The sequence below is a fragment of the Candidatus Dormiibacterota bacterium genome (assembly GCA_035635555.1).
Classification (GTDB): domain Bacteria; phylum Acidobacteriota; class Polarisedimenticolia; order Gp22-AA2; family Gp22-AA2; genus Gp22-AA3.
Genome location: DASQAT010000001.1, coordinates 1 through 13,578 on the forward strand (window position 1 = coordinate 1; position 13,578 = coordinate 13,578).

Annotated in this window: 11 protein-coding genes; 5 read left to right on the top strand and 6 right to left on the bottom strand. The window is 69.6% G+C overall.

The features are described from left to right. Window positions 1-137 (top strand): thrombospondin type 3 repeat-containing protein (locus VEW47_00005; GenBank protein ID HYS03549.1); only part of this gene is annotated, 137 nt, incomplete at its 5' end. 14 nt (window positions 138-151) lie between these two features. Here the strand turns inward: VEW47_00005 and VEW47_00010 are convergent. From VEW47_00010 to VEW47_00030, 5 genes are all read right to left on the bottom strand, one after another. Continuing rightward, window positions 152-1,726: a hypothetical protein gene (locus tag VEW47_00010; protein HYS03550.1), complete on the bottom strand. Its 1,575-nt coding sequence runs from the start codon at window positions 1,724-1,726 to the stop codon at window positions 152-154. Continuing rightward, on the bottom strand, window positions 1,723-2,052 hold the full coding sequence (locus tag VEW47_00015; protein HYS03551.1) for a PilZ domain-containing protein: 330 nt from the start codon (window positions 2,050-2,052) through the stop codon (window positions 1,723-1,725). The genes VEW47_00010 and VEW47_00015 overlap by 4 nt, the downstream gene beginning before the upstream one ends. Before the next feature lie 98 nt (window positions 2,053-2,150). Continuing rightward, window positions 2,151-2,834 (bottom strand): CPBP family glutamic-type intramembrane protease, encoded by a 684-nt coding sequence (locus VEW47_00020; GenBank protein HYS03552.1) that lies wholly within the window; start codon window positions 2,832-2,834, stop codon window positions 2,151-2,153. Between the two features lies 1 nt (window position 2,835). Next, window positions 2,836-3,855, bottom strand: coding sequence for a type II CAAX endopeptidase family protein (locus VEW47_00025; GenBank protein ID HYS03553.1), 1,020 nt, complete (start codon window positions 3,853-3,855; stop codon window positions 2,836-2,838). Between the two features lie 39 nt (window positions 3,856-3,894). Continuing rightward, on the bottom strand, window positions 3,895-4,845 hold the full coding sequence (locus VEW47_00030; GenBank protein HYS03554.1) for a threonine/serine dehydratase: 951 nt from the start codon (window positions 4,843-4,845) through the stop codon (window positions 3,895-3,897). A gap of 394 nt (window positions 4,846-5,239) precedes the next feature. Between VEW47_00030 and VEW47_00035 the strand changes: the two genes are divergently transcribed. From VEW47_00035 to VEW47_00050, 4 genes are all read left to right on the top strand, one after another. Further along, window positions 5,240-7,909, top strand: coding sequence for an AMP-binding protein (locus VEW47_00035; protein HYS03555.1), 2,670 nt, complete (start codon window positions 5,240-5,242; stop codon window positions 7,907-7,909). 325 nt (window positions 7,910-8,234) lie between these two features. Then, window positions 8,235-9,440, top strand: coding sequence for a hypothetical protein (locus VEW47_00040; protein HYS03556.1), 1,206 nt, complete (start codon window positions 8,235-8,237; stop codon window positions 9,438-9,440). Between the two features lie 267 nt (window positions 9,441-9,707). Next, on the top strand, window positions 9,708-11,108 hold the full coding sequence (locus VEW47_00045; protein HYS03557.1) for a DUF418 domain-containing protein: 1,401 nt from the start codon (window positions 9,708-9,710) through the stop codon (window positions 11,106-11,108). Continuing rightward, a complete protein-coding gene (locus tag VEW47_00050; GenBank protein ID HYS03558.1) occupies window positions 11,105-11,950 on the top strand; it encodes a YihY/virulence factor BrkB family protein in 846 nt (281 codons plus the stop codon). The genes VEW47_00045 and VEW47_00050 overlap by 4 nt, the downstream gene beginning before the upstream one ends. Window positions 11,951-12,031: 81 nt before the next feature. On the opposite strand, the gene VEW47_00055 is transcribed toward VEW47_00050, so the two are convergent. After that, window positions 12,032-13,480, bottom strand: coding sequence for a 1-acyl-sn-glycerol-3-phosphate acyltransferase (locus VEW47_00055; GenBank protein ID HYS03559.1), 1,449 nt, complete (start codon window positions 13,478-13,480; stop codon window positions 12,032-12,034). Window positions 13,481-13,578: the final 98 nt, after the last annotated feature.

The following is a 13,578-nucleotide window of genomic DNA, read 5'->3' on the forward strand; positions in this document are numbered from 1 at the left end:
CGCGCCTCGCCAACCCGGGCCAGGCCGACCGCGACCACGACGGCCGCGGCGACGCCTGCGACAACTGCCCCGACGCCCCCAACCCCGGCCAGGAAGACACCGACGGCAACGGCACAGGCGACGCCTGCGGGCCGTAGGATCAGCAGCCGGCTCAGGATCCCTCGGATAGCCCGCGCCGGCGGAACACGGTCGATGTCTCGTCGGCGCGCTGGCGGACCCAATCCGGGTGGCCCTCCATCGCCTCGACGAGCGGCGCATCGCGCGGCAGGATCGCCAGGGTCACTCCCATCGAGACGAGCGCGTCCGACCAGCCGGGGCGCGCCATATAGATGTCGGCGTAACGCTTGAAGAACTCGTCGCCGTACATGTCCCACCGGCCGTCCACGAAGACGCGCGCCTGCGGCCATTCCAGTATCAGGTAGCCGCCCCAGACGTCCGGCGTGAACACCGGGCCCGCGGGGACCGTCCCGTCCCGCTTGAGCGCGGCGACCGCGCCGACGGGGAATTGTCCGGGGTCGAAGCCGGCGCGCGGCAGGAGACCCAGGATCGCCAGGATCCAGACGATGACGATCGCGGCGACGGCGTAGGCGCCGCCGCTGCGCTCTTCGCGCAGACGCAGCGCCGCGAGCTGATCACGCGTCGGTCCATCCAACCGGGCCCGCAGGAGCGACGAAACACCGCCCGAGATCACCAGCGCACCGAAGAGGGTCATCAGCTCGACGTGGCGGATCGACGCGAAGGCCATCGCGGTCGTCAGGGCGAGAGCCAGGAGCGTGCCCGGATGGAACGGGCCGGTCGGACCGCGCCGCGGGCGCTCCGCTCCGCGCAGCCCGCCCACCACACCCGCGATGCACAGACCGGTGAAGACGAACAGCGCCAGACCGGCCCGGTCGTCGGCCGCGGCCGGGGCGAACTCGGTCGTGGCCTTCAGGGCGGGGCCGTGAATCGTGAAGAACGAGATGAGATGCGCGGGCAGCCGCCAGCCCCACGGGTTGAGGAGCGTGCAGGCCGCCGCGACGACACCCGCCGCGACCAGGGGCCGGACCAGGGATCGGCTTCCGGGGGCGCCGGCTCTTTCCGGCGACGGCGCGGCCTGGACCGCGACGACCTCTCCGAGCCCGTAGCAGAGCAGGACACCGAACGCGACGAGGAAACCACCGTGCAGATTGGCCCAGAGGAGAGCCAGCGGCGGGAGCCAGAGGAGGAGACGGCTCCCCGACCGTCGGGCGACGACCGATTCGAGAGTCACGGTCCAGAGGACGAGACACACGACGGTCAGGAGGTGCGGCCGCGCCAGCCAGTGCGAGGACGCGGTCGCCGCTGCGGCCACGACGGCTCCGAACGCCGCCAGGACATCGTCGCCGCGGCGCACCAGGAAACGGAACAAAACGACATGCGGGAGGGCGATGAGCAGGGCCACCGCCGCGACCAGGCCGTTCCACCCACAGGCCCTGTACAGGAGGGCGGAGCCGAGATCGGCCAGCCATTCGTGCGCGAACCATTCGGCGCCGGCGTGGGTGCCGGAGAAGGGGTCCACCCTTGGAATCTGCCGGTGATCCAGGATCCAGGACCCGGTCGCCACGTGCGTCGCCGCGTCGGCGTCGCCGAACAGCCGGCCTCCTCCGATCGAAGCCACGAGGATCACCAGGAAGACGACCAGAAGATCGGCGAAGCCCGGGCGCAGCCACGCGTGGGAGAACGCGGCCCGTCGCGGGGCGACGCTCATCGCGGAGCGCCGGCCCGTTCCAGGTACCCCAGGAATTCCGCGGAGGGCTGCAGAAAGTTGATGCCCATGCCCACGCGGCCGGTGGACAGGAACTGCACCGGCCCCTCGCGCGCCCACACGACCTCGCCGCGCACCTGAAACGTGCCGTCGGGGAACTTGAGCTCGAGGTTGAGGACGGTCCCCGGCGCGAACACGCGGATCGCGCGCACCATGATCCCGCTGCGGGAGACGTTTCCGGAATATCCGATGAACTGCGGCTGGTCCGGGCCGTAGCGCACTTCGACGCGGCGGCGCGCGCGCTTGCTCGACTGCTTTCCCTTCGTCATGGTCCGGACACGCTCCTGGCGCGCGCGCGATCCTACCATCACACGGGGACTCGCATTCGGGAGCCCGGCGTGAGGGGATTCGCCGAGCCCCGGTGGCCTCAGGACCCGCCCGTGTCGAAGAACCCCGGACCCACGCGCATGAAATGCGTGATCTCCGGCGGCAGGAAGTGGTAGAGCACCGTCGACGCGAGCGTGTGCGCCAGGGCGAGGGCGAAGAGGTTCGGGCAGCGGCGGAACAGGGCGCAGAAGCAATAGGCCGCGCCGAAGGTCACGACCGTCAGGAACGGGTTCGGCAAATGCAGCGCCCCGAAGATGGCCGCGCAGGTCAGGTCGTGGGCGACCTCACCGCGCACGACACCGGACAGGCGCCGGCCGATGACGCACTGCAGGCCGTATTGCTGGAACAGCGCCCACGGGTAGCCCCACAGGAACGCCAGGGCCGTTCGCAGCGGATCCAGCGCGACCCCGCCGCCGAGGCGCACCCCGAGGGCCGCGGTCAGGATCAACGCCGGCACGATCACGAAAAACGCCTCCCGCAGCGCCCGCCCGAAGGTGTCGAGACGGATCCCCAGGTCGGCGGCCGTGTCGTTGTGCCGCACGTGCAGGAGGAACGCGAAGGCGAAGAACAGGACGAAGCCGGGCGCCGCGTAGGCCCTCGATCGCGGCTCGATGATCCAGATAAAAACCAGAAGATAGACGACGACGAGGACCACCTCGAGGGCCGTGACGAAATCCTCCCGATCCAGGGGGAGCGCCGCTTCCCGCGCCTGCGCGTCGCTCATCTCATCCCTTGAAGAACAAGGACCAGGTCACGTCGACGAGCGTGTGCGCGATCGCCGGAGCCAGGATGCGGCGGGTGCGCAGGTAGACCCAGCCGTAGGCGAGACCCGCGAGCGTCGCCAGGATTCCGTAACGCCAGTCGGGCGCGTGCGGTCCGTTGTCGAGGTGCGCGGCGCCGAAGACGAGCGACGCCACGACGAGCCCCACGAGCGGCCTGCCGGTGCAGCGCACGAGCGTCGTCTGGATGAACCCCCGGAACAGCACCTCCTCCGGAAGTCCCGTGAAGATCAGGATGACCAGGCCCCCCGCCAGCCCGAACAGGGGTGCGCCGTCATGCACGCCGAAGATCAGGAATCCGGTCCGCAGACCGATCGGGACCCCCACGGCGGCGAACGCGGCGAACGAACCGGTGGCGGAGGCCACGTCGCGGGCCCCCACGCGCAGCGTCAGTCCCGCGGGGTCGAAGCCCCGCGCCACGAGCATGAGGTAGAGCAGGAGATCGAGGCCGAGCGGACTCATCAGGAAGGAACCGGTGCTCCCGTGCGGCCATGGGAAGGATGTGACCAGGAGACGGAGCTCGACCGGCAGCCAGATGCACAGGACCACGAGCGTGTCCCCGACGAGCCGCAGCCTGCCGCGCGGCAGGACGACCGCCAGCACGGACGGAACGCCGATGTACAGGACGAGGCGCAGGATGCCGGCCAGCGTCGCGACGCCCGGGATCGACCAGTAAACCAGGCACGGCGCGAGCAGGACCGCGGGCAGCGCCGCCGCGCGCAGCGGCCGGCCGTCGACCCAGACCTTCAGGCTCTTCACGCCTCGACCCGACAGGAGCACGGGGAGCGGCAGAAGCAGGAGCCCCAGCGCGAAGAGGGACAGGACGAGCCCGACGATCTCCCGCGGCTCCATCCCCGCGCGCCGCGAGACCAGATAGACGGCGCCGACCGCCAGAGCCACCGCGAGGACGGCCCGCGCGACGCGCCGTGGGCTGAGGAAACCGCTCGACGCACTGGAAGGAGTCATCGCTATAGAGATACCCCCGGCGGGGCGCCGGGGCAAGGTTCAAAGGACGTCCTTGAGGCGTTCGCGCGAGATGTTGGCGCCGCACAGGACGATCACGATCGTGTGATCGGCGCGTCTATCCTTATCTTTAATGCAGCCGGCGACGGCGACGCCCGCCGCCCCCTCGATGAGCGTGTGGTGGCTGTCGATCACCAGCCGCATCGCGTCCCGGATCTCATCCTCCGTGACGAGGATCGAACGATCGACGTATCTCCGGCACGACTCGAGAGTGATCGCCCCGTCCTCGACCGCGCCCGCGGTGCCGTCGGAGAGCGTCGGCTTCGACTCCATCGCGAGGATCCGGCCCGCCCGCAGAGAGTGGTGCATCACGGCGGAGTTCCCGGGCGAGCAGGCGACCACCTCGATCCGCCGGCCGATCTCCTTGAGGTAGCCGCCGATCCCGGAGATGAGACCTCCGCCGCCGAGGGCGACGTACAGTGCGTCGATCGAATCGAGCTGACGGGACAGCTCCAGACCGATCGTCCCCTGGCCCGCGACGACGGCGGGGTCGTTGTACGGAGAGACATACACCTGCCCGTTGTCCGTGGCGTAGCGCCGCGCGAAGATCTCGGTCAGACCCGAGTCGATCGCGTGCGTGCGAACCTCCGCCCCGTACGACCGGATGTTCGCGATCTTCGCGGGCGAAGCGTTCTCGGGGACGTAGATGATGCCCGGAATCCCCAGCTCCCTGAGGCCATAGGCGACCGCCGCGCCGTGATTGCCCGACGACGCCGTGACGATCCCCCGGGCGCGCTGCTCCGGCGTGAGCGACAGCAGCCTGTTCATCGCCCCGCGCAGCTTGAACGAGCCGGTGATCTGGAGGTTCTCCATCTTGAAGAACACGCGCGCGCTCCCCGTGAGGCCGATCCCCCGCGACGCATCGACGGGCGTTTCGCGCACGTGCGGACGGATGCGCTTCTCGGCTGCGGCGACCTCGGCCTTCAGATCCACGGTCGGGCGGACCTCCACGGGGACAGGTCGACACGCTACCATGAAACGGAGAGGGGGCGGGGGGCCAGCACGGTGACAAGCAGGCCGGTGATAGTCTACAAGGTGGTGCCGAGAGTGTTGCGGCCGGGGAACGAGCCGCGCATCCGTCCGGCGTACGGCGCTCCCCGGGCCACGCCACGCGAACGGTCAAGCGGAGGCCAGGTGCTCCCCACTCGAATTCGACGAGTCCGTGCTCCTGGAAGCGCGATCTGTCCGGCTCCCGACCGGCCCGCCGGACGCGCGCATTTCCAGGCACGTGTCGCGGCCCACGACAATCCAGTGTCCGCCGGCGGACATCAGCCGGGTGTGCCCTCGAATCGTCGCGCGCAACACTCTCCGCGCCACGTTGGGTCGCATGGGATCTGACGCCCCGCCTCCCCATCGCCGGAATCTCCTGTCGTACGTCGAGCACCTGTCGCGCTTCGGCCCGCGCGACGCCTACCTGTGGAGGGAGGGGGTCCGGTGGCGCCGCCGCACGTATGCCGACCTGCATCGTCGCATCCTCGCGTGCGCGGCGATCCTGCGGGACGCGGGGCTGCGGCCGGGCGACCCCGTGCTCATGCAGGGGCCGGACGGCGCCGACTGGGTCGAGTCGCTCCTCGGGACGTTCTGGGCCGGCGGCGTCGCGGTCCCGCTCGAGACGGGCACGCCGGACGATCTGCGCGCCCTCATCGCCTCGAGGTGCGGCGCGCGCCTTCTCCTGGCGCCGGCGGGCGCGTCCCCCCCGGAGGGTGTGCGGCGCATCGACTTCGGATCGTGGGGAGAGATCGCGGCCGCGGCCCCGTCCGCCGGCGCCGACCCGGGACCGGAGGAGCGGGCGGAGATCATCTTCACGTCGGGGACGACGGGCGACCCGAAGGGGGTCGTGCTCACGCACGGCAACCTGATCTCCGACTTCGCGTCGATCGAGCGCGGCTACTTCAGGCGCGAGGCCCTCGTCCGCCGTTTCGGGGAGGTGCGCTTTCTCTCCACGCTGCCCCTGTCGCACATGTTCGGGCAGGCCCTCGACGTCTTCCTGCCGCTCACGATGGGACTGACGATCGTGTTCGTGCCGGCGCGCCCGGCCGACGTCATGGAGGCGGCGCGGCGCATGCGCGCCTGGGGGCTGTTCAGCGTGCCGCGGCTGCTCGATCTTCTGGGTGCGGAGGTCCGGCGGGCGCTCGCCTCGGAGGGAAGGCTCGAGGATCTCCTGCGACGCCAGGAGCGGCACGCGGGCCGGCCGTTCTACCTGCAGGCCCCCCTCTTCTGGCGCGTGCAGCGGATGTTCGGCTGGCGCTTCCGCCTGATCGTGTCCGGCGGGGCCGCGCTGCCGGAGTCCGTGGACCTGTTCTGGAGGCGCAGCGGCTACCTCGTCGTGCAGGGTTACGGCCTCACCGAAACGGCGCCGATCGTCTCGGTCTCCAATCCGTTCGACCGCAGGGCCGGAAGCGTGGGACGGCCTCTCGCGTCCCAGGAGGTCACTCTGGGGCCCGGCAACGAGATTCTGGTTCGCGGTCCGAACGTGATGTCCGGCTACCTGGGGACGGAGCCGTGCACCACGCCGGAAGGCTGGTTCAAGACCGGCGATGTCGGCGAGTTCGACGACCGGGGCCGGCTGCGGATTCGCGGGCGCCTGAAGGAGGTCCTCGTCACTTCGGAGGGGGAGAACGTCTATCCCGCGGACGTGGAGTCGGCGTTCCAGGGTCTCCCCGGCGTGCGGGACGCCGCCGTCGTGGGCCTGCCGCTGGAGCGCGGCGATCGCGTGCATGCCGTCCTGCTGCTCGCCCCGGGTACCGATGCGATGGACTCGGTCCGCCGCGCCAACGAACGCCTCCTGCCGAAGCAGAGGGTGCGCGGCCACACCGTCTGGCCGGAGGACGATTTCCCCCGGACCCACGGCGGCAAGGTGCGCCGGGGTCTGCTGCGCGAGCGCGTCCTTGCCGTGGAGCGCGGCGCGTCGGGCGACTCCGCCTCCCGCACGATCGAGAGAGCCGCGTCCGCGGGCGGAGTGCGCCGGCTGATCGCGAGCCTGGCGCGCGTCCCGCCGGAGAGTCTTCAGGAGACCACCCGCCTCGCGGAGGGGCTCGGCTTCGCGAGCCTCGACCTGGTCGAGCTGGCGGCGTCGTTCCAGGATGAGTACGGTCTCCGTCTTCCCGAGGATCGTCTGGGCTCCGCGACGGTCGGAGACCTCGAGCGGCTGGCTGCAGCCGCCGCGGCCGGCGAAGCGCGGGGGACCGGGGGGCTTCCGTCCGGCGTGGTCGATGGGTCCGCGGGCGCCGAGCCGGCGCGGACGACCCGCGGCGCGGGGCCGGCGTCCGCCGCCGGCGGGCAGGCCACGCGCGGCGGTCTGAGGATGCCGCGCTGGACGCGATTCCCGCCCGTCCGCCTGGCGCGGAGGTGCATCGAGGAGATTGTTCTCGTCCCGTTCGTGCGCTTCTACGCGCGACCGGAGGTCGAGGGGCTGGAGCATCTGAAGGGAACGCGGCCACCGTACCTGTTCGTGCCGAACCACCGCAGTTTCATGGACACCGGTCTCATCAAGGCGATGCTGCCGCGTCCTCTGCGGGGGCGTGTGGCCCCCGCGATGACCACCCGCTACCACCGCGTCTTCTTCGGCGAGGCTCCGGGCGGTCGGGCCCGGTATCTCAAGGAGCGGCTCCAGGTCCTCCTGCTGGAGCTCCTCTTCAACGTCTGGCCCCTCCCCGAGACCGCGGGTCTACGCGCCAGCCTGTTGTACGCCGGGGAGCTCATGGATGAAGGGTTCTCGATTCTCGTCTTTCCGGAGGGCCGGCACGTTCGGCCTCCCGGCATCGATCCGTTCAGGAAAGGGATCGGGATCTTCGCGCGCGATCTGCGGGCGCCGGTCGTCCCCGTGTACATCGAGGGAACGGACGAGGTCCTCCCGGAGCGGCGGTATTGGCCGCGCCGCCGCCGGACGCGCCTGGTCATCGGCCCGCCCGTCGGCATCGGTCCCGACGTCGATGCCTCGGAGGCTGCGGCCCTGATCGAGGCGGCCGTCAGACGTCTGCAGACGACACGGGGCTGACCTGTCCCAAGGCCGGCCGGGCCGCGCGTCCTGTCCTCCGCAAAGGACCGGACGCGTCCCCTCGGGACGACACGTGTCATGCCGGTGTCCGCCCGCGGGCGCCTCGAGTCATCACGACACGCCTCGATCTTCTTCTCGAGAAATTTTCCGCTGCACCGGCGAAGCATATTGGAGGTCAACGACTTGCGCCGTCGTCGCCGGCCGGGTCCCGGCCCGGGCGGGCGGCCGTCGGGAGCGATTCCAGGGGCGGCGGCACGCTCCCTGCTAGGACCGCTCTAATGTCACTCGACCATTCAATTGAATGTCTTGGTTCAACGGAGGCACCATGGACTCAAGAAGATCCGCGCCGGTCGCCGGATGGGGGGCGTGCATCGCGCTCCTGTCGTCGGCGATTGTCTTCGTCGTCTTGTCGAGCGGTTGCGCCCAGGGGCCGAATCTGGGCTTCTCGAAATCGGTCCCGGCGACGCCGGAAGAGCTCCTCACCGAGCTCAAGGACCATCAGCAGAAGATCGACAAGGCGACGGAAGACATGCTGCAGCGCATCAACGAGTTCAATCAGACCAGGCAGGGCGGCCAGCGCACCATCCAGTTCAGCGAGATCTTCGGCCAGGACTTCACCGACCAGCAGAAGGACGTCCTGAACCAGATGATCACGCAGGAGAAGGACGTCTCCTACAAGTCCATCCTCCAGCAGATCGTCGCCGACCGCGACTCGATCCAGGGGCTGCAGGAGAAGGTGATGCATCTGGAGCAGTCGCTGCCGGACCAGTTCGTGGTCGCCAAGAAGGGGGACAAACAGCACGATCTGGCGATGAACTACCTCGTCAGCGACGCGAAGCTCGATGAGGCGAAGGCCAAGACGCTCCTCAATCAGGTGGACCAGACCGACGAGCTGCTGGCCGGGAACAAGGTCTGGTTTTTCTACGACCAGGGGCGCGACACATTCCGCACCTATGTCACCCAGGGCGAGGCGGGCCAGACCCCCCTCGCCGTACGCCGCGCCATGAAGCGCCGTCTCATCAAGGAGAGGGACCAGGCGGTGGCCCAGAGGGACGAGGCGTCGGCCGCGAGGGACGAGGCGGTGCGCACGGTGAACGACCTGCAGCAGGTCAAGACGGGTCTCGAGGCGGACATCTCCGGTCTGCGGCAGAACAAGGCGGCCCTGGAGGCCAGCGTCGAGCGTCTCTCGGGCGATCTGGCCTTCCGTACGAACAGCCTCTTCTATCACGCCGCCAACGTGCGCGACTTGAAGGACAAGGGCGTCCTGACATCGGTCCTGAAGCGCGTCCAGGACGTGAAACCGGTCAATTACGACACGGCTCTCGATCTGCGCGATTCGAACACCATCACCCTGGCCCCGGCGGCGTTCGGGCTGGACCATATCGGAAGGGTCCGCGTGCTCCCGAACATCTTCCAGGAAGGACGTGATTTCAAGATCGAGACGTCGGAGGATTCCGGCGTCGCGAAGATCACCATCCTGGATCCGGAGCTGTTCAAGGGCAAGGAAGTCCTGCTCGCCGTCGGCGGGTAGGACCCGCGACTGTGCGCCCGCCCGGAAGGCCTCCGGGCGGGCGACTTGTGCCCCGGGCGGTGCGCGAGCACCCCACCCAGACCCCCGCTCCCCCGCCCGGGGATCCCTTCCTCTCCCGACCCGCCGCAGTGATCTCCCGGCCGCATTGATCCCACGCGAGACCTGGAAAGCCGAGAGCCCTCAAGTCGGCCCCCCGCGCAACGCCCGGGGGAGCTGCGCGGGGAGAATCCCCTTCGGGGTTATCATGGGCGGCTTTCCGAGGGAGCGATGACACGTCAGGAGGACAATCCGACCGTGCATCCGGACGAGACGTCCGGAGCGATCGGTCCGGTCACCCCGCCGGAGCGCATCGCGTCCGTCGACGTGCTGCGTGGGTTCGCGCTGTTCGGGATCCTCCTCCTGAACATCACAGCATTCGGACTGCCGAACGCGGCCTTCTCCGATCCCACGGTGGCCGGCGGCGCCTCGGGAGTCAACTTCGCGTGGTGGTTCGCCAGCCAGGTCCTGTTCGAAGGGAAGATGCGGACCATCTTCTCGATGCTCTTCGGGGCGGGAGTGGTGCTCCTCACCGGACGAGCCGAGAATCACGGCGGCGGCGCGCGCGTCGCCGACATCTACTACCGCCGGACGATGTGGCTCATCGTGTTCGGTCTCCTGCACGCCTACCTCATCTGGTCGGGCGACATTCTCTACGGCTATGGCGTCGCGGGCCTGTTTCTCTTCCCGTTCCGCCGTCAGTCCGCGAGGTTCCTTCTCGCGGCGGGTCTCATCGTCCTGGCGCTCGGAGTGCCCAAGTCGGTCCTGGAGGGTCGCCGTCTCGATTCGCTGCGCGTCCGGGCGGGTCAGGCGGACGCGGCCGCCGCCGGCGGCAGGGGGCTAACCGAGGAGCAGATCGAGGCGCGAAGCGAGTGGCGCGACACGCTCAAGGGGATGAAGCCGACCGCCGCCCAGGTCCGGGAGGAGGTCGAAGCGCACCGCGGGGCCTACGTCGCGCTGTTCCTGAGGCGGATGGACGAGGTGTCGGAGGGGGAATCGACCGGGTTCTACCGGTTCGGCTTCATCGACGTGGCGGGGATGATGCTCCTCGGAATGGGATTGCTGAAGCTCGGCGTCTTTTCCGCCGCGCGCTCCTCCCGATTCTACGCGGGCCTCGCGCTGTGCGGATACGGCGCCGGCGTTCCGATCACCTGGTACATCACGCAGCGGGACGCCGCCTACGATTTCGAGCCGGCGCAGATGTTCTTCGGCTGGAGCGGGTACGACCTCGGCCGGCTCGCCGTGGCCCTCGGGCACATCGCCGTCGTCGTGCTGGTCTTCAAGAGCGGCATGATGCCCGGCCTCACGCGCCGGCTGGCCGCAGTCGGACGGATGGCCCTGACCAACTATCTGGCGACGTCGATTATCTGCACGACCCTGTTCGAGGGATACGGCCTCGGTCTGTTCGCTCGGCTGCAGAGGGCCGAGCTGCTCCTCGTCGTCCTGCCGATCTGGATGGCCCAGCTTCTCGGGAGCCCTCTGTGGCTGCGCCGTTTCCGGTTCGGGCCGATGGAATGGGTGTGGCGCTCCCTCGTCTACTGGCGCCCGCAGCCGATGCGGCTGGCGGCGGCCCTGCCGCCGGCACCGCTCCCCGCCGCCGCGGCGCCGCGCGTCCCGTCGTCCGGTCGATGACACGGGACGGGACGCTCGGATTTTTCCGGGCGCTGCGGCGCAAGTATCGCGAGGATCACGTCTCGATCCTGGTCAGCAGCCTCGCCTACTACATCTTCTTCTCGTTCTTTCCGATGCTGCTCCTGCTCGCGTCGATCATCGGGTTCGTGTACGGCATGGGCGAGGAGTACGCGCGCCTGCCGCGGCAGCTCCTCGGTCTTCTGCCGTTCAGCTCCGAGTACATGACGAACGCCCTCGAAAAGATCATCCGCGCGCGGCGCAGCCTGGGTCTCCTCGGGTCGGTCCTCCTGATCTGGAGCGCCACGGCCGCCTTCGACAACATGCAGCAGATCCTGAACCGCATCCACCGCGCTCCGACCATGCGTCCGTTGTGGCGAAGGCGTCTGCTCGGTCTCCTCCTCGGGCTCATCGTGATGCTGTTCATCCCCCTGTCCGTCGGTATTTCCGCCCTGCGCCCCGTGATCGCAAGCGCCCTGACGGAGCGGACGCTTCCCGGCCGGTGGGAGTCGGCCCTCCTGACGCTGTGCATGGCGGCGCTCGGGATCGCCTTCAACTTCATCCTCCTCCTGACCCTCTACCTGTTCGGCCCCTCGGTCCGCCGGCACTTTCCGCAGACGTGGGCCGGCGCCCTCGCCGGGGCGGTCCTGTGGGAGGCGACCAAGGCGGTCTTCGGCCTCTACGTGCGCTCCCTGTCCTCCTACAAGATGCTCTACGGTTCGATCGGCTCCGTCATCGCCGTCCTCCTCTGGTTGTACGTGTCGGGGACCATTTTCGCCATCGGCGCGGAGGTCAATTTCGTCCTGGCGGCGAGGCGCTCCAGGCACGCGCCGGCGGGGCGCTGAGGGAAGGCTCTCTAGAAAGCCCGCGACTCCCGATCCCGTCACGCCTTGTCCAAGGAGCGGCTGAGCGCCTGCGAGCATCGGTCATGGTCCCGGTGTCTCCCGGCCCTCGAGGCCGCGGGACCCGGGGGCGGCCTCGTGCTCGGCGAGGAGCGCGCGCAGGGCCCGGGCGATCCGCCGGCGATCGGCCTGCAGCCGCAGCGCGCCGCGCGCGTTGCGCAGGAATCGGAGGGCCTCCCGCGTCCGGCCGAGATGTCTTTGAAACAGGTCGCGGCGCTCCACGTATATCCGCCACGAGGGGATCAGGGTCAGCGCGTAGATCGCGGCCACGACCGCCCCGGTCGTCCGGCCCCGGCCCGCGGAGATCCACAGGAAGACGATGAGGATCTGAGCGGGCAGGGCGATCGCCGCCCCCAGCCACCCTCCGTACGTCGACCAGGCCACCTGCTGCACGAGCGGCGAGCGGGTCCCGCCGTCGGCCTTCCGCGACTCTTCGATGCGGCGTGCGAGGCCGCCCAGGAGATACGAGCTCCAGCGCGGCAGGAGGCTGTTGATCCAGCCGTACAGGTTCAGCAGGAGAAGGGTCCCGTGCGCCAGGAGGCCGCGGAGGCTTTGCCACAACGCCAGGGTCGGATGGCGCTGGCGGACCGCCTCGTCGGTCAGGCCGGTGTCGAGGAGGCGCCGGTCGTAACGCGCGAGCTCCGTCTCGAGATCGGCGACGCGCCGCGGTTCCGTGCGGTTGACCTGCTGCAGCGCCCGCGCCACGCGCTGCTGGCGCTCGACGCGCGACTCCATCGGCGCGTCCGGGCTTCCGAGCAGGTCGGCGGCGCGGTCGATGAGCCCCCCCAGCTCCTCCTTCTCGATGTTGACGACGAGGTCGCCGATCTCGCGCTGCAGCCTTTCCGTGCCTCGCTCGACGACCTCCGCCTCCCCCGCCGCGGGGTCGGGATGCAGGTCCCTCAGGCGGAGCGGCGCGCCGATGCGGATCAGTACGTCGCTCCGGAAGCGCTGCTTTGCGGAATAGCTGATCCCCACCGGGACCCAGGCCACGCCGAGACGGAAGCCGGCCGCCTGCTCCGCGGCGTAGCCGAAGCGCACCGCTCCCCTGCGGATCACGTGCAGGTGCCGGGCGTCGGTCGAGATCCCCTCTCCGAAGATCGCCATCACCTCGCCTGCCAGGAGTCTTGGAACACACGTCTCGACCGCCCGGCGGTTGCGTTCCCTGGCCAGCTCCTTGTCCCCCCCGTACTCCATCGGGCGCGCCACGCCGACGACGCCGACCGACCGCGCCAGCCAACCGAGAACGGGCGCCCGCGTCAGCGTGTCCTTGGCGATGAAGTTGACCCGGCGTCCCGTGATCTGGGTCCCCACGAGACAGGCGTCCGCGACGGAGTTGGGATGGTTGGCGACCAGGATGACCGGATCGGCGGCCGGGACACGGTCGCGGCCGGTTACTTCGATGCGGCCATAGTAGAGACGAATCGTCTGGTCGAAGAGGGTCCTCGCGAAGCGATACAGCCAGCCCCTCGGCACGAAGAGAGCATACCATCCGTGGAGACACGGCACCCCGTCAAACCGTTCCGGGAGGGTGTGCTAGTATCCACGGTCAGAGGCACCGGGCTCTACCGCTG